This is a genomic window from Tropicimonas marinistellae (assembly GCF_001509585.1).
Lineage (GTDB): Bacteria > Pseudomonadota > Alphaproteobacteria > Rhodobacterales > Rhodobacteraceae > Tropicimonas > Tropicimonas marinistellae.
Genome location: NZ_LNCI01000009.1, coordinates 34,924 through 54,033 on the forward strand (window position 1 = coordinate 34,924; position 19,110 = coordinate 54,033).

Here is a 19,110-nt window from a genome sequence, read left to right on the forward strand (position 1 = left end):
GCGCCATCCACCGATGGCCGGCACCGAGAAGCCGAATCCTAATGGTATTTTTCCGATGCTGGACAATCCGTACGCGGTCCGCATCTCCTGATCGGAGGGAGGGTGCAACCGTGAACCGGCACGCGCTCCAGAGCCAGGCATCCCAATAGCGACAGGGACGAATATGTTAACCGTCACACCGATCTACGCCGGCCTTCTTGGCCTTCTCTTCGCCGCCCTGAGTGCGCGTGTCATTCTTGCCCGCAAAAGGCTGAGCATTTCGCTTGGCGACGGCGGCGCGGCTGACATGGAACGGCACATCCGTATCCAGGGGAATTGTGCGGAATATGCCCCGCTGGGCTTGCTCCTGCTGGCAATCGCCGAAATGCAGGGTATGCCCGGTTGGGTCGTGCACCTGTTCGGCGCCATGCTGTTTCTCGGTCGCGTTACCCATGCCTGGAGCTTGAGCCAGGTTCCTCAGAACCTGTCGGCGCGGGTCGTCGGCATGGGCTTGACGCTTGGGATGATCGTCACGGTTGCGATGGCCAACATCTTGCATGCATTGGTCTGAACCCGATCAGCCGGGCGCGCCGTCGACGAAGGGACGCAGCAGGTCGTTGGCAAAACCATGGACCGGCGTTGCAATACCATGCGCGCGTCCGAGCCTCTGGATCTCGCCGCTGACGTAGTCGAGTTCCAACCGTTTTCCGCGCTGCAGATCGTCCAGCATCGAGGCGTGGACGTCGGGCCGCATCGACTGCAGAAGCGACCAGGCGCGATCTGCGGCCGTATCTGTGAGCCCTGGGCACACCGCCTTTCCGACGGCCATGGCCTCGTCCAAAGCGGCGCGCAGCAGGTGCTGTGTCTCCGGACAGGCCCGGATCGGGCCGAGATCAAGCCGGGTCAGGCAGGTGAGCGCGGCAATACTCGCCAGAAGCACGAACTTCTCCCAAAGCGCGGCATCGGCGTCCTCCACCTGCTCGACGTCGATCCCGGCGCCGCGCAGCGCAGCCGCAACAGGTTCCAGCACCGCCGCGTTGCCATCCATTACCGGGCCAATGACAAGGCGGCTGAAATCCGAGTAATGCCCCACGACGCCCGGCTCCGGGATGTCGGCTGGCATGTAGACCATCCCCGGCGCTACCCGCCTCGGACCGATCAGATCAGCGAGCCGTTTGTGCGCGGTGATCCCGTTTTGGGCCGTGATCACCACAGCATCCTCGGCAAGTACGGACGAAAGCTGCGCGCCCGCGCGCGACACGTCGTAGTTCTTCACCATGAAAAGCACGGCGTCCGCTGCGCCTGCCTCCGCCGGATCGGCAAAGGCCCGCACGCGATCCAGATCAAGGTCTCCCAACGGGCTGCGGATGGACAATCCCCGGGTTCGCATCGCGTCCAAATGTGCACCGCGCGCCACGAAGGCGACAGCGTGGCCAGCCGCGACCAGTCTTGCGCCGAAGTAGGAGCCGAGCGCCCCCGCACCCATGATCAAGAATCGCATACTCGCCTCTGTCTTGTTGTCGCGCGATGCTGGCCCGCCCCGCCGCCACAGGCAACGCGGCACCGCGACCGTGCCACCTTGCCGCGAATTTTCGCGCGTCGCCGCGTTTTTCCCTTGAAGCCCGCCCATGGGCTCGCTACATCCCCGTCACTCTCGGATGCGGGCGTAGCTCAGGGGTAGAGCATTACCTTGCCAAGGTAAGGGTCGTGAGTTCGAATCTCATCGCCCGCTCCAAGAGAGAGCCTATTTTATAGGCCACATAGCCAGTGAAGCGCGGGCGTAGCTCAGGGGTAGAGCATTACCTTGCCAAGGTAAGGGTCGTGAGTTCGAATCTCATCGCCCGCTCCACTGGATATAAATTACTCAAATGATTGAAAAAATCACCGAGAACATCCCGCAACACTTGGGGCTCGCCTTTCCCGGCTTGATATCCGACGGACTTCGCGAAGAAGAATAAGCTCTTAGTTCGATGCGACTCCGCGAGGAAAAATCCCGCAACATTGCCCGCATCAATCCCGCAACAATCAGGCAACGCCAACCGTTTTGGCCGGAAAAAGAAAATCCGCTGAAATATCATGGACATCGGCGGTTCACATTGAAACACTGTATCCAAATGTTCTGTTCGCCCTAGGCGGTGCCTCATGGTCACTTTTTCCGGTCACTTCGGAATAAACAAACCACAAACACAGCTAGACTTCGTCGACGTTGATCCCGACAACGACATGCCGCTGTTCATCGATCCTTTCGTGTTCGGACAGTCTAGCGATGCATGGTCTGTTCTGTGCAACGAGGCCATTCTGTCGTTCTTCGAGGCGGTTCTCGATGCGATCCGTACAGGGAACAACGCCCACGGTCGCCAGTTGCTCGACAACTTGGGGGAACCGAACGAGACTTGCCTTGGGCTTTCTCAGGGCCGACCGGCCGGTCGCGGTGTAGGGCAACACCAAGCCGATCAGCTTTTCGACAGGATTCGGCAAAGCCGAGCGGCAAGAACGGGTTTGCTTTCTGAGCTTTCGGAGTGTGAGTTGTTCATTCCTCAATTCGGCTCGGATAAACTCTCTGATATCACCACCAATGTGATCAGGCGTCACCTAGTCTCATACACTCAGGCTCAATGTGATCTCCATGGCATCGCTTTGACAGATGGTGTTGCGTCAGGAATGCTTTGGGATGGCGCGACTGGAAGCTGGACTAACCGCTACGTCCCACTGCCGGTCATAAACGGAAAGAAGATTATTCTGGTTCCGAAAGCAAGCGTACGCTGGAAACCAGCCGTCTCTCACACTGAGTACTACAACAAGTTCGTCCTAGAGTTTCTTCAAGAAGAACACTTGGTACAAAATTCTCGTTTGGTGGAGGTCCTAAAAAACGGCAGGAGACGGGTAACGAAAAAGTCCCTCAAGGAAATTCATCCGCTGGAGAAGGATTTCTTGGCTCAGTTTTCGGAGGACAACCCGGAAGTTCTGGAGCGGTACAAAAGCTTACTTGGAATCAGTAACGGCATTAAGAATACGGAACTGGAGCAAGACATCGATGAGTCGGCTCTATCCCAAGCGCTGATCGACACCCTTCCCCATATCGATCCCGGTCGCGCCGCCGCCACTCAGTTTCACAAGTTCATGGTCGGAGTGTTCGAGTTTCTATTTTATCCAGATCTTATTTATCCGGTGTTGGAAGACGAGATAAACGAAGGGCGGAAAAGGATCGACATCAGCTACACAAACAACGGTTCCGCAGGATTCTTTTTCCGTAGGCGCACGGAAGCCCGTTCAAACGCTGTCAAGATAATGGTCGAGTGTAAGAATTATCAGAAAGAAATGGCCAACCCGGAACTGGACCAATTGGCCGGACGCTTCTCGGATGCAAGGGGACGACTGGGATTTTTGATCGGTCGGAGTTTCGACGACCGCGCGAGGTTTATTTCTAGATGCCGCGACACTGCCCAAGCCAACAACGGTTTCATCATAGCGCTCGTAGACGCCGACATTATCCGGTTTCTTGAGGCCATCCGCGATGGGGACCGCAGCCAAATCGACCGCGAACTAGAAAGGCGCTTCGGTGAGTTGATCAACTGACGCCCTCGCTGATTGTCAACTTCAGAGGTGGGAAAGTGTCTTAGTCGGCAATCGAATCCCGCAACATTTCCCGCAATTCCCGCAACATGCACTGGGCGCGACATCCAGATAACTAGTTGTTATAAATACACTTTTTTGAACTCTCTCCAAAAGGCAGGAGCGCATCGCCCGCTCCAAAGATCTCCATCACACACAATCGACGGCATGGTGGTCACAGCCCCGGTGCGGTGCTGCACAAGCCCTTGGATCGGCTGCCCTTCCCCTGTATGGAACGCGGGTCAGCGATCGGAGCGAACGCATGCGCAAGGCAACACTGGAACGGGCGACCACCGAGACAACGATCTCGGTGACTGTCGATCTCGACGGCACCGGAACCTATGACTGCAAGACTGGCGTCGGTTTTTTCGACCATATGTTGGAGCAGCTTGCGCGCCATTCGCTGATTGACATCACGGTTCGGGCAGAGGGCGATCTGCACATCGACGACCACCACACGGTCGAGGACACCGGCATTGCGCTCGGTCAGGCCCTGACCCAGGCGCTCGGTGACAAGCGCGGCATTCGCCGCTACGGCGCCTGCCTGCTGCCCATGGACGACACCCTTGTGCGGGCCGCTCTGGACCTTTCGGGGCGACCATTTCTGGTGTGGAACATGGATTTCCCGACGGCGAAGATCGGAACGTTCGACACCGAGCTGGTGCGCGAGTTCTTTCAGGCGCTGTCCACCCATGGCGGGATCACCCTGCACGTCGATGCGCTGCACGGGATCAACAGCCACCACATCGCGGAAGCCGGGTTCAAGGCCGTCGCGCGTGCGCTGCGCGAGGCGGTCGAGGCCGACCCACGCAAGGGCGACGCGATCCCCTCGACCAAGGGGACGCTGTGAAATGTCCCTGACGGTGGTGGTCGACTACGAGAGCGGCAACCTGCACTCGGCGGAAAAGGCGTTCCAGCGCATGGCGGCGGAAACGGGCAGCGGCGAGGTGCTGATCAGTGGCCGCCCGGACGACGTCGCGCGCGCGGACCGCGTTGTGCTGCCGGGTGACGGCGCCTACCCTGCCTGCAAGGCGGCGCTGGAGGGGCATTCTGGCTTGCACGAGGCGATCGAAGAGGCGGTCCGCGTGAAGGGCCGCCCGTTCTTCGGAATCTGCATCGGCATGCAAATGATGGCCACCGTGGGCCGCGAATACGAGGATACGCCCGGCTTCGACTGGATTGGTGGGGAAGTGGTGCCGATCGTCCCCGACGATCCGTCGCTGAAAGTGCCGCATATGGGCTGGAACGACCTGATCCTGACCGGCGCACATCCCGTGCTCGACGGGATCGAAACCGGCGATCATGCCTATTTCGTGCATTCCTATCAGGTCGTGGTCCGCGACTCGACAGATCGGCTTGCGCATGCCGAGTACGGTGGCGAGGTGACGGCCATCATCGGGCGCGAAAACATGATCGGTACGCAGTTCCACCCTGAGAAAAGCCAAAGCGCGGGCTTGCGTATGATCTCGAACTTCCTGACCTGGTCGCCCTGATCCGGACGCTGTTAACGCTCAGGGCCGACCGAGAGAGAGGGAGGGGTCCGGGACCGATTTCAACACGTCCAAGGGCGCTTTCTGGAAATCACCCGCAGTCTCTTCCCCACCGGTTCGCGGCGAGCTTGTCACGGTTCCAATGACTTTTGAGCGGATTCGCGGTACGATCCGTAAGGGAACACAGCCGCAATGAAAGCCGCATTTGCCATCTTGATAGGCCTGTTACCGACGTCATCACCTGCGCAGAACGATCTGATTGCGGGTCGAATGAATTGCGAGGTTGTTGCAAGCCGCACTGTCTCCAGCGGCGATCGCCAATCGCTGGCGGATACCGGAAACGGCGCGGAGCATGCCCCCGGGACAACCTTGGTGGTGGACTACAAGCACGATACGTCGAATGGCCTTACGATTTACCTCGGCGAGCCGAACCGGGCGAATGTGCTCATTGAAGAGCCCTTCCCCGCGAGCAGTTTCGAGGGTGTTTCCAGATTCACCAACGTTGCCGAGTATCGGAACACCTACAGCGAGGTCTCGTTCGGACGGCATGGAATGAACTACAAGGGGAACGACCAATTGTTCCTCAAGGAAAAGTGCCGCGGCGGCGACTGGTCCGGCCATTTTGTCCAGACCTCTGTCAGCGGGCATTTCACTCAGGTCGTCTCACTCCGGTGCCAACCTTTCGTGCACGTGATCGATGACGTTTTCGCGCGCCTCAAGGCGGATATTGGAAACTGAAACTTCGGATAGCGAAACCGGGAACCAGAAAGCGCCCGACCGTCAGGCACAGCTGAATGAGCCCTGCCCGCGCGCTATCGCTTGGCGATCACTTCACCCGCGTCCAGGTCTGGCCACGGCAAATCGGACCGACACAACCCGACACTCGAAGCGCATCTCCCGAGAGTTCCATCTTGGAGGAATAGGTCTTGTCGCGGTCCGGCGCCCAGATCTTTCCTCCCGAGTACTTACCGCCGCCTTCGGGAGACATGTCCCAAATCAATCGCTTGCCAAGTTTGTCGGACGGAACCGGATTGCCGTTTCTGTCGAAGGCCGTGCCAAGCGTACCACAGATCATCCCGCCGCATTCGGCGATGGAAACATGGGCAAAGTTCCCGCCGTCGCCTGCTTCGGTCCTCCAGGTACCGAAGACCGGGTCAGCCATCGACGCGCCGCTCAGCAGGATGAGGCCGGCCGCGGCCAGTCCGATGTGTCTCACGATGTGTCCTCCCGTTGGTTTCGGGTCGACCCTGGTGCCGTGTTCCCTGCCGGATCAACAATGACGTCCCGTCGCTTTGCATCTCCCGGCGCTGCATGGCACACACGCGGCGAAATCAACGACCGAGGCCCAAAATGATCCTCTATCCCGCCATCGACCTGAAGGACGGCAATTGCGTGCGCCTGCTGAAGGGCGACATGGACAAGGCCACCGTGTTCGGCAGCGATCCGGCCGCCCAGGCCCGCCAGTTCGAGGCCGCGGGTTGCGAATGGCTGCACCTCGTGGATCTGAACGGCGCTTTCGAGGGGCGCCCGGTGAACGGTGCGGCTGTCGAGGCAATCCTGTCTGCGACGAGCGTTCCGGTCCAGCTCGGCGGCGGCATTCGCGATCTCGCCACCATCGAGATGTGGCTCGGCAAGGGCGTGGCGCGGGTCATCCTCGGGACCGTGGCGGTGGAAAACCCCGAACTCGTGCGCGAAGCCGCGGCGCTCTTTCCGGGAAAGGTCGCGGTTGGTCTCGATGCACGCAATGGCCGGGTTGCCACCCGCGGCTGGGCCGAAGAGACCACCCAGACGGTCACCGAATTGGCGGGGCAGCTTGAAGACGCCGGTATTGCCGCGATCATCTATACCGACATCGACCGCGACGGCGCGATGCAGGGGCCGAACGTGGCCGCGACCGAAGCCCTGGCCCGCGCGACCACGATCCCGGTCATCGCGTCCGGCGGGGTTTCCTCGCTGGCGGACATCGAGGCGCTGCGCGATGCGGTGGGTATTGCCGGTGTGATCTCGGGACGGGCGCTTTACGACGGCGCGCTCGACCTTGAGGCGGCGCTTGCTGCACTGGCACCCGCCGCCTGAGGCCGGCACGGAGGCAAGCGTCTCAATTGCCTGCGGCAGCCCCCGTCAGCTTTTTGAGCGCCCCCTCCATCATCTTGAGATACGGCGCGTCCGCGGGTATGCCGACGCCCTCGAGCATCTCCGCCGGGGCCTCATAGGCGAGCCAGGTCTGGCCATCGCCGTCCTGGTAGACCAGCACACGCAGAGGCAGCATCAAGCCCGCCAGCACATCATCTTGCATCGCCGGCGTCCCGAGCTTGGGATTGCCGAAAACAAGCAGTTCGGCATCGGGCAGTTCCATTCCAACTGAAGCGGCTCCGGCAGCGTGGTCCACCCGTGCGAAGACCGTCGCGCCGGCGTTTTCGACGGCAGCTTCGAGTGCATCTGTCGTGGCGGCGACATCGCCTGCGGCCGGCACCGCGACGATCTCGGCAATGGCCGGACCTGTCAGACCCGCGACGACAAGGAGCGGTAGCAGGGTTTTCATGGCATTCTCCTCCAGATCTCCTGTTTCCTCATGTCCAATGCTCTGGTCTCTCGCTTCGCAAACCCATAAAACAATCCGTGATCAGCCAAGGATCGCGTATCGCATGCTCAAAACCCGCATTATCCCTTGCCTTGACGTGAAGGACGGCCGTGTCGTGAAGGGCGTGAATTTCGTCGATCTGATCGATGCCGGCGACCCCGTGGAAGCCGCGAAGGCGTACGATGCCGCGGGCGCCGACGAGCTCTGCTTTCTCGACATCAACGCCACGCATGAAAACCGTGGCACGATGTACGACCTGGCCACGCGTACGGCGGAGCAGTGCTTCATGCCGCTGACCATCGGCGGCGGCGTGCGCACACCGGAGGATGTTCGCAATCTGCTTTTGGCCGGTGCTGACAAGGTGAGTTTCAACTCCGCCGCGGTCGCCAATCCGGACGTCGTCGGCCAGGCCGCCGAACGATTCGGCAGCCAGTGCATCGTCGTTGCCATCGATGCCAAGACCGTGCGCCCTGGCAAATGGGAGATCTTCACCCATGGCGGGCGGCGCCCGACGGGTATCGACGCGGTGGAATTCGCGAAGACCGTCGTGGCCAAGGGGGCGGGCGAGATCCTGCTCACGTCCATGGACCGCGACGGCACCCGCGCGGGCTTCAACCTTCCCTTGACGCGCGCAATTTCCGATGCCGTGCATGTGCCGGTGATCGCCTCCGGCGGTGTGGGCACGCTCGACCACCTCGTGGAAGGGGTCACGGACGGGGGCGCCAGCGCGGTGCTGGCGGCTTCGATCTTCCATTTCGGAGATTTCACGATCCGCGAGGCCAAGGAGCACATGGCGGCGGCCGGGATCCCCGTTCGCCTGACCTGAGATTAACGCCGCGGGGGGCCAGCCCCCCGCACCCCCCGGGATATTTGCAGACAGAAGAAAACAGCCATGCGCACGATTGACCGACTTGCCGAGACGATCGAGGCTCGCAAAGGAGCGGACCCGGACACGTCCTGGACGGCGAACCTTCTTGCCAAGGGGCCGGAGAAATGCGCCGAGAAGTTTGGCGAGGAGGCCGTGGAGGCGATCATCGAGGCGGTGAAGGGAGACAGGGCGCGCCTTGCCTCCGAGGCCGCCGACACGATTTACCACTTGCTGGTCATGTGTGCGGCACGGGACGTGCGCCTGGCCGATATCGAGGCTGAGTTGGAGCGGCGCGAGGGAAGTTCCGGTATTGCCGAGAAGGCATCCCGGCCAAGATAACATGCGGTCACGCAGCGCCCCTGTTCCTGAGCGTTACAGTGCGCTGTACGGTCAGCCAATCTGATCGGTAAGACCGTCTGAGCGGGTCCAGTGTTTTCCGAACAACCGCGGGATCTCCACCATTGGACAGCGGTTCTCGACGACGGTCACGCCCTGCGCACGGGCAAGTTCCGTGGCTTTGGCGCTTTGAACGCCGATCTGCATCCAAACCGTCTGCAGACCGGGCAAAGCGTCCAAAGCTTCTTCGACCACCGGCAGCACCCGATCGGAGCGGCGGAAGATGTCGATCATGTCGACAGGAAGATCTATATCACTGACGCGCGCGACGGCTTTCTCGCCAAAGAGCTCGCGACCCGCCTGCCCCGGGTTCACGGGGATCACCCTGTATCCGCGCGCCTTGAGGTAGAGGGAAACGAAATGGCTCGGGCGTTCCGGGCGCGGCGAGGCGCCGATACAGGCGATTACGCGGGTGTGGCGGAAGATTTCCCGGATTGTGTCGTCTGTGGCGTCCATGGATCTCACGCGCAAGAAAAAGGCGCCCGGTGAAAAGTCCGGGCGCCAGGTATGGAACGAGGGACAGTGCAGCGGGTTGCGTCTGTTCCAAAATCCGCAACCCATATCAAGGAAATAGGTATCACCACGCCACTTCCAAGAGGGTGAAACATTTCCGTGAAGCGATTGTTACCATCACGGGTGCCCGGACGCATGTATCGGTGGGGATCACCTTCGCTCGTCAATCGAAGATATCGTCCAGATCATCCAGAACATCCTCCAGGAGGGACATAAACGCTGGCTTGCGTTTCTTGCGTTTCTTGGGTCGCTTTCGTTTCGCATCCATGCCCCGAAACGGAGCTTCCGCTGCCCGCCGATCCGTGGATTTGAGCGAAACGGGGTCCGGGTGCAACGCCTTGAGATGCCTCAGCGGTGCACCGCAGGCCGCGCAGACCAGTTCATGACGGGTGTCGCCCAGCACGAGGGCCGCCCGTGTGCCGCAATAGCAGCAAGTCGCGATCTTGGTGTTCCGGTGCATCTTCGAGCTGTCTCAGTCCGGGGATCGGGTTGCATATAGCGCGATCGCAGCTGCATTTGAGACATTGAGCGAGCCGAATGCGCCGGCTGCGTCGATCCGAACCAGCCGGTCGCACGTGTTCCGGGTACGTTCGCGCAGGCCCGGCCCTTCTGCCCCAAGCACAAGGCCGAGCGGCAGTTCCGCGAATTCCAGCGCAGATCTCGCGATATCGGTCTCTGCCTCCCCGTCCAGCCCGAGCAGCACGTAGCCCATCTCCCGAAGGGCCTCCATAGTGTCAGCGAGGTTCCGGACGCGGAGATAGGGCTGTCGCTCCAATGCACCGGAGGCGGTCTTGGCCAGCGCACCGGTTTCCGGGGCGGAATGGCGTAGCGGCGCGATCACCGCCCGGGCCCCGAAGACCTCGGCCGAGCGCAGGATGGCCCCCACGTTGTGCGGGTCCGTGACGCGGTCCAGCAGCACCAGGCGCGGCGCCCCATTGCCGGGGGCGCAGAGCGCGTCAAGACTCCCCCAATCCAACGGGCGGACCTCCAGCGCGGCACCTTGATGCACCGAGCCGGGGTCCAGCGGGACAGGAAACCGCCGCGCGTCGGCAAGCTCCGGCTCCATCCCACTCCGGGCGATGGCATCGGAAAGCTTGTCCGCAGCGTTTTTCGTCACCACCAGGCGCAGCCTGTCGCGCGCCGGGTTCATCAGCGCGTCGCGGACGGCGTGCAGGCCAAACAACCAGAGCGTTTCGGATGCCGCTGCCCTGCGAGCGCGTTCCTTTTCGACGACCCAGGCGGGTTTCTTCATTGTCGTATCCCTTTTCCCCTGCCCTGCCCCGGAACGACGGCAATAGCAAGTCAGCCTTCGCTCGGCGCCCCTGTACGCGACCGGCAGGGGCCGAAAAGGACGGTCACGAGAAGGATGACACCTGAGGTCGTAGCGATCATTCCCGCGGCACTGACCGCATTCACGCCACCGAACCAGAGTGGGCCATAGCCGGCGAAGACATACCCCAACACTGCCGAGATCACGGCAAAGACGACCGACCAGGCAACCTGCATTTCCAGGCGGTTCGTCATCAGCCTCGCCGCCGCCGGCGGGCAGATGAACATGGCAATCACGATGATCGAGCCCACCGCGTCGAATGCCGCAACCGCCGCCACCGCCGAGACGATCACCAACGCCATGCCGAGCGCGCCTGTGCGAATGCCGACGCCCTGGGCGAACCCTTCGTCGAAAGTCGATATTTTCAGCGGCCGCCAGAACACCCAGATCAATACGGCCACGGCGACCATCGTGACAAAAATCCGGGGCAGTTCCGGCGGCAAACCTGCCAAGGCGACGGGATCGAGCAGCGAATGCCAGCCATCTGCGTCCAGCCAGATGAGCGACTCCAGGTTGCCCATCAGCGCATGTTCGACGTCCAGGTGGACGGTGGATGTGTCCGACCGTTCCAGCAAGAGCACCCCGCCCGCGAACATCGAGGTGAAGACCACGCCCATCGCGGCCCCGGTTTCAATTCTGCCGAGGCGCCGGATCGCCTCTATCAGAACCACGGCGACCACGGCAGCGACAGCGGCGCCGACCATCATCGGCCAGGCCGCGACCGTGCCGGTGACAAGGAAAGCCACCACGATACCCGGCAGCACCACGTGGCTGATCGCATCGCCGATCAGCGCCTGCTTGCGCAGAACGAGGAAATTGCCCGGCAGCGCGCAGGCCACAGCGGTGAAGATGCCGATGAGGATCGGCGTCAGGCTCAGCGGAACGAATTCTGCTCCGCTCATGCCGGCATCTCCCGCGGGCCGCCGATGATCCCATCAATCTGTGCGATCTGGTCGGCGGTCAATACCGTCTCGATATCACGCAACCCGTCGTAGAGGCCGGACACCGCTTCGTATTCCGGCAATGTCTGGACGATCTGCCAGCGGTGTTCGTCACGCAGCGCCCGGGCGGCGCGTGCGCGTCCCGCATCGGTGGGGACACCGTCGCGCCGGGCGAGCCCATCTCGGGCCAGCAGGCGGATCGTCAGCGGTTCATAGACCGGTTGCTGCTGTGCCAGCGCCAGCAGACCCTGGCGAACATGGACCCGCTGCTGAAACTGCCTGTGATGCAGATATGCCGCCAGCACGCCGCGCCGAGGTGCGAGGAAAAGCGAGGCCACGAAAAGGGTGAAACAGGTCAGCACAATGATGGGGCCAGTGGGAAGTGCTGGCGCGGAGGCCGAAATGGCCGCCCCGACGAAGCCCGACACTCCTCCGATAACTGCCGCGTAGGCCACGACGCGCTCGCTGCGCTCGGTCCAGAAACGTGCCGTCACCGGCGGGATTATCAGCAGGGCGACAATCAGGATGAGACCGACAATCTTCAGTCCGACCACCGTGACGGCAAGGACCAGCCCCATGGTCATCATGTCCACGCGAGCGGGTTCCACGCCGATAGACCGGGCGTATTCCGCATCGAACGCAACCAATGTCATCGGCCGGCGCAAGAGCATGACGAGTGCCAGCGTCAGCGCGCCTCCGACCGCGATAACGATCGCGTCCTGACGGAGCATGCCGGCGGTCGACCCCAACAGCAGTCCATCGAGCCCGGCCTGCCGGCCCGATGACATCGTCTGAATCACGGTCAGAAGCACGATGCCGAACCCGAAGAAAACCGAGAGTACGGCGCCGATAGCGGAATCCTCGGCCAGCCTAGTGCGCCGGACAATCGCCTGAACACACAGCAGGCCGATCCAGGCAGACGCGGCCGAACCGAGCATCAGCCCGACCAGGTTTCGACCGTCGCCACCGAGGGCCACCATGACGATGAAGGCCAGACCGACGCCGGGCAGCGTCGCGTGACTGATCGCGTCGGCCACCAACGCGCGCTTGCGCAGAAAAAGGAAGGTTCCTGTGACACCCGCGGAGATGCCAAGCAGGGCAGCCCCGACCGCTACCAACGTGGCGTTGTAGCCGAGCTGGAGCGTAAGAGCATCCACGAGCATGGGCTTCACCCCGCGGTGAGTTGCAGGTTTTCGATCTGCGCCATGGCGAGCCGGCCGCCGTAGGCCTTCTGCAGGTTCTCGGCGTTGAAGGCCTCTCCCACCGGTCCTTCGGCTACTTTGCGTACGTTGATCAGGAATACGCGGTCGAAGTACTCTGCCACCGTCGCCAGGTCGTGGTGCACTGCGACAACGGTTTTGCCCTCAGCCTTGAGCGTCTTGAGGACGTCGATGATCGCTTTCTCGGTGGCCGCATCCACGCCGGCGAAGGGCTCGTCCAACAGGTAGAGGTCCGCGTCCTGAGCAAGTGCGCGGGCGAGGAAAACCCGCTGCTGTTGTCCACCGGAAAGCTGCCCGATCTGCCGATTAGCGAAATCGGCCATGCCGACACGCTCAAGACAGGCCAGAGCCTTGGCCCGGTGTGTCGCCCCTGCCCGCCCCAGAAGGCCGAGTTGGCGGTAGAGTCCCATCAGGACCACATCGACCACGCGGGTGGGAAAATCCCAGTCCACGCTGGCCCGTTGCGGCACGTAGGCAATGCGTTGGCGCTGCCCGGCCAGCGGCTTTCCATAGACCGTCACCGTACCCGACAACGGCCGGATCACGCCAAGCGCTGCCTTGAGCAGGGTGGACTTTCCAGCGCCATTCGGGCCGATGATCGCCGTCATGGAGCCATCCCGGAATGTTGCGTCGACGGAAAACACCGCCGGCTTCTCGCCGTAGGAGACCGTCAGCCCGCGAATTGCCAACGGGCTGGTCTCCACCGTGCTCTGGCGCAGGGTGTGACCGTCATCAGTTGCAAGTTCAAGATGCGTCATATCGTTGCCTCAGATGCCCGCCGAAAGTCGGCCGTTCATGCCACGCGGCGGGACGGTTCCACCAAGCGCCGAGGCGATAACCGTTACATTGTGATCGATCATGCCAGTGTACGTTCCTTCGTAGGTGCCCGGCGCCCCCATGGCATCGGAGAACAACTCCCCGCCGATGCGCACGTCGTGACCCTTCGCAGCTGCACCCTCGATGAGCGCGCGGATATTGCGGTCGGAAACGGAGCTTTCCACGAAAACAGCCGCCACTTTTCGCTCGACGAGCACATTCACCAGTTCTCCGATACGGTTTAACCCGGCCTCGGATTCGGTCGATATCCCCTGAATGCCCAGCACCTCCATCCCGTAGGCTCGCCCGAAGTAGTTGAATGCATCGTGCGCGGTCACCAGCACCCGGCTTTGCTCCGGCACCGTGGGCAGAACGGACTTTGCATAGGCGTCGAGCGTCCGGATCTCCGCAACGAAAGCGTCCGCATTGGCCGCGAAGGTGTCCGCGCGATCCGGATTGATGCCAACCAACGCATCGCGAACGGCCGGGATGACCTGTTCCCAAAGTGTCGGGTCCATCCAGACATGGGGGTCAAACTTGTCAGGATAGTCGGTGTGTGAAAGCAACAGATCCGGCGGCAGAGTATCGGCGACCGCCACCACATTGCCTTTGCGGGCGAGCTTGCCGAAGAATTCCTCCATCTGTGCTTCCAGATAGAGCCCGTGATACAACACGAGGTCGGCCTTGGTCATCGCAACGATATCGGTTCGGGTCTGGCGATATGAATGCGGATCGACGCCCGGCCCCATCAGACCGTGCACCGACACCGCGTCTCCACCAATTCGCGCGGCAGCATCGGCGATCATGCCGGTTGTCGCCACGACGTTCGCCGGGACCGCCGGCGAATCCGCCAGTACCGGCCGCAGAGCAAGCCCCTGGGCAAGCACACCTGCCCCCAGTGTTTTCAACAGAACCCGTCTTTGCATCGTCACACCTGTTGCACCTGTTCCATGGTCCGGCCCGGAGAACGACCCGCTTGCACCTTCTATATGCAACTCGTTCTCAAAAAACAATGGTTTTGCGAACGATTATCATCTGCAATGCGTGCATAACGGCTATCCGCCTGAAGACTGACCATTCTGCCATGGTCTTGCCTCCTCTCCGTGCGAGGGCTGCATCGTGAAATTACCGGTTGACCCCGACAAACGGCACGGCTATCTCCGCTCGGCGTCGGGCGACGTGCTGCAAGGTGCGGCAGCGGACTGTAACTCCGCCGGGGAGACCCATGCCTGGTTCGATTCCAGGGTCGCCCACCATCTCCCCGAATTCCCTCGTCACTTCAACGGATCGGTGTCCCGTGCAGCCTGAATCCGGCGCGAAGGCACTTCGGTTGTAGAAGCCGCCGTCGCAACCAAATGAAATGTCGGCACAAGGGAACGGCCTCCACGATGCCGATGAGCAGAACGCCCCCCTAACAAACAGATCTGGGGACCCAGCGGCATCAGACTGCCGATCAAGTAGGCCAACAAGGACAGCAGCATCGCAAAAACCTTGCGGTTCCGCGCTCCGTTCGCCTCATCGAACATGGTAAGTAGCCGAACGATACCCGGGCGAGACCGAGCGGGTTCGGGCCAAACTCGGCATTCAGTGAAACCGCACAACGACCGGCAAAGAAACCGCCGGCAGCGATAGAAAACTCGGCTGGCCTCCACTTGTATGATTTCGACCGCGTCCAATGTGGCCCCGGAAGTGGGCCCACGAATAAGCCGATGAAGGCAAAACGTTTAGTTGGCACCAGCCAGAAGGACCGCACCACCCACGATCCCGAGGACCCTAGCCGCATCCGCAACTGTCGTTACACCGCTGTCGTAGCAGGCCATGGCGTCGCCCGGCAGCAGGTAGGGGTCATAGTCGTCCCTGTCCTGACGCACCCGCATGTCCTCGATCTGTCGCTCAACCACGATTGAGACATCCGTCATCGGGTTGCGTGAAAACAAGGCGACAGCACGGTTCGCATTCGTTGCCCGAACACCGCCGACGCAGTTGGTCGTCACGACGCCCTGTGTCAGACGCGTGCCGTAGGGGACCTGCCGCGCTTCGCGTCCGATTGCGGCCGAAGCATTGCTCTGGGTCGGCTGGACGAGGTTGGAAAGGAACAGGCTGATCCCCGGCGGGCTGATCGGACTCGGCACCATCAGGTTGTCCTGGAAGCAAAGGCGGCTTGGTACGTTCACCTCATCTCCAGAGACAAGCATAACGTCCTCGAAAGCGCGCCCATCCAGCACCGGCCGCAGATCCAGACGGTAAATCCGCCCGCCGCGACGCAACTCGACGGCTGACAGGTCCGCATCGGGGCGTACTCCGCCGGCCTGCCGCAGCGCCGCTGTCAGGTTCCGCAACTCAGTGGAAGCCCCACGGGCCTGCTGGCGTCGTTCGTCAATGGGACCGCTACCCGTACCGCCGAGTTCGAGCGGTCTCGGCTCGAACACGGCGCCTCCCACATTCACCCGCGCTGCATCGAGGCCGGAGAGGATGACTGTCGTGCGCGGCGGCTCGTTGTAAAATTCTCCGGACGACAGCGCCTGGGCGATGTCCGTAGAAAGAGCTTCCGGCGTCCGGCCTTCCGCCGAGAAATCCCCAAGGAACGGCAGCCGGACCTTGCCTTCTCGGGAAATGACGTAATCACCGGAAAAGACGGCCTGCTCCCCGAGCACCGGCTCGTCACCTTCAACATGGATCTCTATAAGGTCACCGCGCGAAAGGACCTCGTTGCGCAACGCAACGGGTGGAACTCCGGATGCCTTGCCGACCGCCCCGCCAAGCGGGGGTCTGCATGTTTCCGCGTTCATCCGCGGCGCGACGAGGAAATCGCTCGCTGTTTTGCGTGGGGGTGGGTCGCGATACTGTGCCTGATAGGCGGGATGTGACGCGGCGCGATCAACCGTCTCGAGATTGTCCGGACGGCCCTGCGGTCCGCAACCGACGAGCGCGAGCACCATGGCTCCTGCTCCGAGAATTCCGATGGTCCGTGTCACGCCTGTCCGCTCGTTCTGCTCTTTGGTCTTAGGTTAGTTCCTGTCGACAGCCAAGTCTATCCGAAGGGATAGGGCCCTGTCCGACTTCGCCGCCGGAGTCTCCGTCGTTGCGCGAGACGCAGTGAGACCCGAGAGGTATTTCGGAGCCGACACGGCGCGAATGCCGTCCGCAAGCTCGGAAAGAACGTCAGATGACACTTCAGGACCATTTCGTACGGTTCGGCCCCTTTGCCCGCAACCTCCTTGCCTACGCCGCTTCCGAGGCCGCAGCCAAGGCATCCCGCCTCCTCGTGGTCGTCGCCGTGGCCCGTACCATGGATGCCGAAGCCATCGGGATCGCGGCTGCTGCGCTGGCGGCTTCGGACATCCTCAAGGCCCTGACCGAGAACGGAGCGGTCCAGCGGATCATTGCCGCGCCGCAGGCCCAGCTGGAGGCCACCTGCCGGACCGCGCGACGCATCTTCACCGCCTGGTGCCTGGGGCTCTTCGTGTTGCAAGCAGCCGTTGCCGGCGCGTTGTTTGCGTCGGGTGGCAGCGCCGTCGTCTCGGTGTTGATCGTCATCCTTGCCGCAGAATACATCTTCATGCCGGCCGGCCTTGTACAGGTCGCACTGGCAATGCGGGAAGGCAAACTGCAGCAGACCGCTGCCATCTCGGCAGGACAAGTCGTCGGTGCGAACTTCATGTGTGTGGTTCTCGCTGTCCTCTGGCCAGGACCGCTGGCGCTGGTACTCCCAAGGCTAATGTCCGCTCCGATCTGGCTGATCGCCGTGCGGCGGCTCCGCCCGTGGCGTCCCGACCCCAGCCAGCCCCCTGCGCCGTTGGCACCGTTCCTGCGCTTTGGCTGGGCCGTTCTGGGGGTCGAGGTTGTCAAGGCGCTGCGCCTGCAGGCCGACAAGCTTCTGGTCGGCCTCTTGCTGGGGGCGGAAAGCCTTGGGCTTTATTTCATGGCCTTCAACGCCGGTCTTGGCCTTGCCAACTCCTTCTCCATCGCCTTTGCAACCGTTCTCTATCCGCACCTGTGCGGCAGCGACGACCGTGCCAATGCCCTTCAACGCGCGCTGACACTTGCGGTAGGGATCATCGCCCCAGTCGTCATTCTGCAATCTCTGGCCGCACCGCACTACGTCCCAATCCTCTTCGGAGACCAGTGGCAGGACCTGAGCCACGTGGTCTCCATCCTTTGCCTCGCCGCAATCCCCGGCGTCGTCTGGTCTGCCGCAGCGCAGTGGCTGCGCGCCGAGAACCGGCCTGAAAGCGAGTTTGCCGCCACCGCCGTCATGACCTTGGCTCTGATTGCCAACACGGCCCTGATGGCGCCATACGGGCTGGAAGCCCTCGCCTGGGGCTACCTCGCCGTGGCCACCATCACGCAACTCGGCGCGGCGCTCCTGCCGCTCGTAACCGCCCTGAAACCGCACCTCGTGGAGGCTTGACCCATGCCGACCTTCAGCATCGTCATTCCCTGCTACAACGCCGCCCGGACCTTGCCGGAGACCCTCGACAGCCTGGTGGCCCAGAGTTTCGAGGATTGGGAGGCGATTTGCATCGACGACGGATCGACCGACAAGACCTTGGCGCTGTTGGAACAATACGCAGCCTCCGACGTACGCATCCGTCCCGCCCGCAATCCGGGCAAGGGTCCAAGCGCAGCGCGCAACCATGCCGCAATCGAGCTGGCCAACGGCCACCTGATAGCCTTCCTGGACGCAGATGACATCTGGACGCCTGAAAAGCTCGAGCTGACCGTCCGGGCATTCGAAGATCTGTCGCTGCATGCAAGCTTCGCCCGCATCGCCTTCTTCGGCACGGCACCGGAGGCACCCAGCACGGTCTCCTCTGTTCCAGAACACCCGCTCACGCTTGACGATCTGCTGGGAGAAAACCCGGTCTGCACGATGTCCAACGTGACCGTCCGCCGATCGGTTTTCGTTGCCACCGGGGGATTCGACGAGAACATCGTGCACAACGAGGACCTGGAGTGGCTCATCCGTCTGGTGGGACAAGGGTACGAGATCTCGGCCCTGAACAAGGTGCTGGTCTCCTACCGAGCCAGCCCGAACGGCCTCTCGGCCGATATCGAGCGTATGCGTGCCGGGCGCGCCGCCGCCATTGCCACCGCTCGGAGTTTCGGGGCCGCACCGCAGCCGCGGCACGAGGCGATTCACCTGCGCTACCTCGCCCGCCGGGCACTGCGCATGCAATCCGGTCGGTTGCTGCCCCTGCGTCTCTCCCTGCAGGGGATCAGGACGAGCCCGGCCGGGTTCTTCTCCGACTGGCGCCGAGGCACGCTCGTTGCCCTCGCTTCCTTGCTGGTACCGGTACTGCCCTACCCGTGTAGCGGCGCCCTGTTCACGCGCTGACGCCTTCGCCAATCCCTCGACTGCAT

At 62.2% G+C, this 19,110-nt stretch carries 21 protein-coding genes and 3 tRNA genes; 13 read left to right on the forward strand and 11 right to left on the reverse strand.

The window, feature by feature from the left end:
* The first annotated feature begins 163 nt into the window (after positions 1-163).
* Positions 164-550: an MAPEG family protein gene (locus ARC39_RS18455; protein ID WP_068116351.1), complete on the forward strand. Its 387-nt coding sequence runs from the start codon at positions 164-166 to the stop codon at positions 548-550.
* Positions 551-556: 6 nt separating this feature from the next.
* On the opposite strand, the gene ARC39_RS18460 is transcribed toward ARC39_RS18455, so the two are convergent.
* Positions 557-1,480, reverse strand: a complete 924-nt coding sequence (locus ARC39_RS18460) for a ketopantoate reductase family protein (protein ID WP_161470991.1) — start codon at positions 1,478-1,480, stop codon at positions 557-559.
* Between the two features lie 159 nt (positions 1,481-1,639).
* On the opposite strand from ARC39_RS18460, the gene ARC39_RS18465 reads away from it, so the two are divergent.
* From ARC39_RS18465 to ARC39_RS18490, 6 genes are all read left to right on the forward strand, one after another.
* Positions 1,640-1,714: transfer RNA gene (locus ARC39_RS18465), tRNA-Gly, on the forward strand.
* 39 nt (positions 1,715-1,753) lie between these two features.
* Positions 1,754-1,828, forward strand: a tRNA-Gly gene (locus ARC39_RS18470).
* A gap of 293 nt (positions 1,829-2,121) precedes the next feature.
* Positions 2,122-3,555, forward strand: a complete 1,434-nt coding sequence (locus ARC39_RS18475) for a DUF8370 family protein (RefSeq protein ID WP_068116355.1) — start codon at positions 2,122-2,124, stop codon at positions 3,553-3,555.
* A 298-nt stretch (positions 3,556-3,853) separates the two neighbouring features.
* Entirely contained in the window at positions 3,854-4,441 is a 588-nt protein-coding gene (gene hisB, locus ARC39_RS18480) for an imidazoleglycerol-phosphate dehydratase HisB (protein WP_068116357.1), read from the forward strand.
* 1 nt (position 4,442) lies between these two features.
* Positions 4,443-5,084 (forward strand): imidazole glycerol phosphate synthase subunit HisH, encoded by a 642-nt coding sequence (gene hisH, locus ARC39_RS18485; RefSeq protein WP_068116360.1) that lies wholly within the window; start codon positions 4,443-4,445, stop codon positions 5,082-5,084.
* A 267-nt stretch (positions 5,085-5,351) separates the two neighbouring features.
* On the forward strand, positions 5,352-5,819 hold the full coding sequence (locus tag ARC39_RS18490; RefSeq protein WP_149866488.1) for a hypothetical protein: 468 nt from the start codon (positions 5,352-5,354) through the stop codon (positions 5,817-5,819).
* 88 nt (positions 5,820-5,907) lie between these two features.
* Here the strand turns inward: ARC39_RS18490 and ARC39_RS18495 are convergent, their stop codons facing one another.
* Positions 5,908-6,297 (reverse strand): DUF2147 domain-containing protein, encoded by a 390-nt coding sequence (locus ARC39_RS18495; RefSeq protein WP_236545309.1) that lies wholly within the window; start codon positions 6,295-6,297, stop codon positions 5,908-5,910.
* A 134-nt stretch (positions 6,298-6,431) separates the two neighbouring features.
* Here ARC39_RS18495 and hisA point away from each other — a divergent pair, with 134 nt between their 5' ends.
* Positions 6,432-7,157 (forward strand): 1-(5-phosphoribosyl)-5-[(5-phosphoribosylamino)methylideneamino]imidazole-4-carboxamide isomerase, encoded by a 726-nt coding sequence (gene hisA / locus ARC39_RS18500; RefSeq protein ID WP_068116363.1) that lies wholly within the window; start codon positions 6,432-6,434, stop codon positions 7,155-7,157.
* 22 nt (positions 7,158-7,179) lie between these two features.
* Here hisA and ARC39_RS18505 read toward each other — a convergent pair whose 3' ends face one another.
* Positions 7,180-7,623, reverse strand: coding sequence for a DUF302 domain-containing protein (locus ARC39_RS18505; RefSeq protein WP_068116364.1), 444 nt, complete (start codon positions 7,621-7,623; stop codon positions 7,180-7,182).
* 103 nt (positions 7,624-7,726) lie between these two features.
* Here ARC39_RS18505 and hisF point away from each other — a divergent pair, with 103 nt between their 5' ends.
* Both hisF and ARC39_RS18515 read left to right on the forward strand, forming a co-directional pair.
* Entirely contained in the window at positions 7,727-8,488 is a 762-nt protein-coding gene (gene hisF / locus ARC39_RS18510; protein ID WP_068116366.1) for an imidazole glycerol phosphate synthase subunit HisF, read from the forward strand.
* 66 nt (positions 8,489-8,554) lie between these two features.
* Complete coding sequence (locus ARC39_RS18515; RefSeq protein ID WP_068116367.1) at positions 8,555-8,869, forward strand: phosphoribosyl-ATP diphosphatase; 315 nt, start codon at positions 8,555-8,557, stop codon at positions 8,867-8,869.
* A 51-nt stretch (positions 8,870-8,920) separates the two neighbouring features.
* On the opposite strand, the gene ARC39_RS18520 is transcribed toward ARC39_RS18515, so the two are convergent.
* The 7 genes from ARC39_RS18520 to ARC39_RS18550 form a co-directional block, all read right to left on the reverse strand.
* Positions 8,921-9,382: a CoA-binding protein gene (locus ARC39_RS18520; RefSeq protein ID WP_068116369.1), complete on the reverse strand. Its 462-nt coding sequence runs from the start codon at positions 9,380-9,382 to the stop codon at positions 8,921-8,923.
* Between the two features lie 220 nt (positions 9,383-9,602).
* The gene (locus tag ARC39_RS18525; RefSeq protein WP_068116370.1) at positions 9,603-9,899 is read right to left on the reverse strand and encodes a hypothetical protein; all 297 of its coding nucleotides are present in this window, start codon (positions 9,897-9,899) and stop codon (positions 9,603-9,605) included.
* A gap of 12 nt (positions 9,900-9,911) precedes the next feature.
* The gene (rlmB, locus tag ARC39_RS18530) at positions 9,912-10,691 is read right to left on the reverse strand and encodes a 23S rRNA (guanosine(2251)-2'-O)-methyltransferase RlmB (RefSeq protein WP_068116371.1); all 780 of its coding nucleotides are present in this window, start codon (positions 10,689-10,691) and stop codon (positions 9,912-9,914) included.
* Between the two features lie 50 nt (positions 10,692-10,741).
* A complete protein-coding gene (locus tag ARC39_RS18535) occupies positions 10,742-11,671 on the reverse strand; it encodes a metal ABC transporter permease (RefSeq protein WP_068116373.1) in 930 nt (309 codons plus the stop codon).
* A complete protein-coding gene (locus ARC39_RS18540; protein ID WP_068116374.1) occupies positions 11,668-12,873 on the reverse strand; it encodes a metal ABC transporter permease in 1,206 nt (401 codons plus the stop codon). The genes ARC39_RS18535 and ARC39_RS18540 overlap by 4 nt, the downstream gene beginning before the upstream one ends.
* 5 nt (positions 12,874-12,878) lie before the next feature.
* On the reverse strand, positions 12,879-13,688 hold the full coding sequence (locus ARC39_RS18545) for a metal ABC transporter ATP-binding protein (RefSeq protein WP_068116377.1): 810 nt from the start codon (positions 13,686-13,688) through the stop codon (positions 12,879-12,881).
* 9 nt (positions 13,689-13,697) lie between these two features.
* Positions 13,698-14,672 carry a metal ABC transporter solute-binding protein, Zn/Mn family gene (locus tag ARC39_RS18550; RefSeq protein WP_078059355.1) on the reverse strand — a complete coding sequence of 325 codons (975 nt, stop codon included), beginning with the start codon at positions 14,670-14,672 and terminating at the stop codon, positions 13,698-13,700.
* Positions 14,673-14,918: 246 nt separating this feature from the next.
* Between ARC39_RS18550 and ARC39_RS18555 the strand changes: the two genes are divergently transcribed.
* Positions 14,919-15,002, forward strand: a tRNA-Tyr gene (locus ARC39_RS18555).
* Positions 15,003-15,470: 468 nt separating this feature from the next.
* Here the strand turns inward: ARC39_RS18555 and ARC39_RS18565 are convergent.
* Complete coding sequence (locus ARC39_RS18565) at positions 15,471-16,721, reverse strand: polysaccharide biosynthesis/export family protein (protein ID WP_236545310.1); 1,251 nt, start codon at positions 16,719-16,721, stop codon at positions 15,471-15,473.
* Positions 16,722-16,912: 191 nt separating this feature from the next.
* Between ARC39_RS18565 and ARC39_RS18570 the strand changes: the two genes are divergently transcribed.
* Positions 16,913-18,157 carry an oligosaccharide flippase family protein gene (locus ARC39_RS18570; protein ID WP_068116381.1) on the forward strand — a complete coding sequence of 415 codons (1,245 nt, stop codon included), beginning with the start codon at positions 16,913-16,915 and terminating at the stop codon, positions 18,155-18,157.
* Between the two features lie 3 nt (positions 18,158-18,160).
* The gene (locus tag ARC39_RS18575; RefSeq protein WP_068116383.1) at positions 18,161-19,084 is read left to right on the forward strand and encodes a glycosyltransferase family 2 protein; all 924 of its coding nucleotides are present in this window, start codon (positions 18,161-18,163) and stop codon (positions 19,082-19,084) included.
* Positions 19,085-19,110 lie beyond the last annotated feature (26 nt).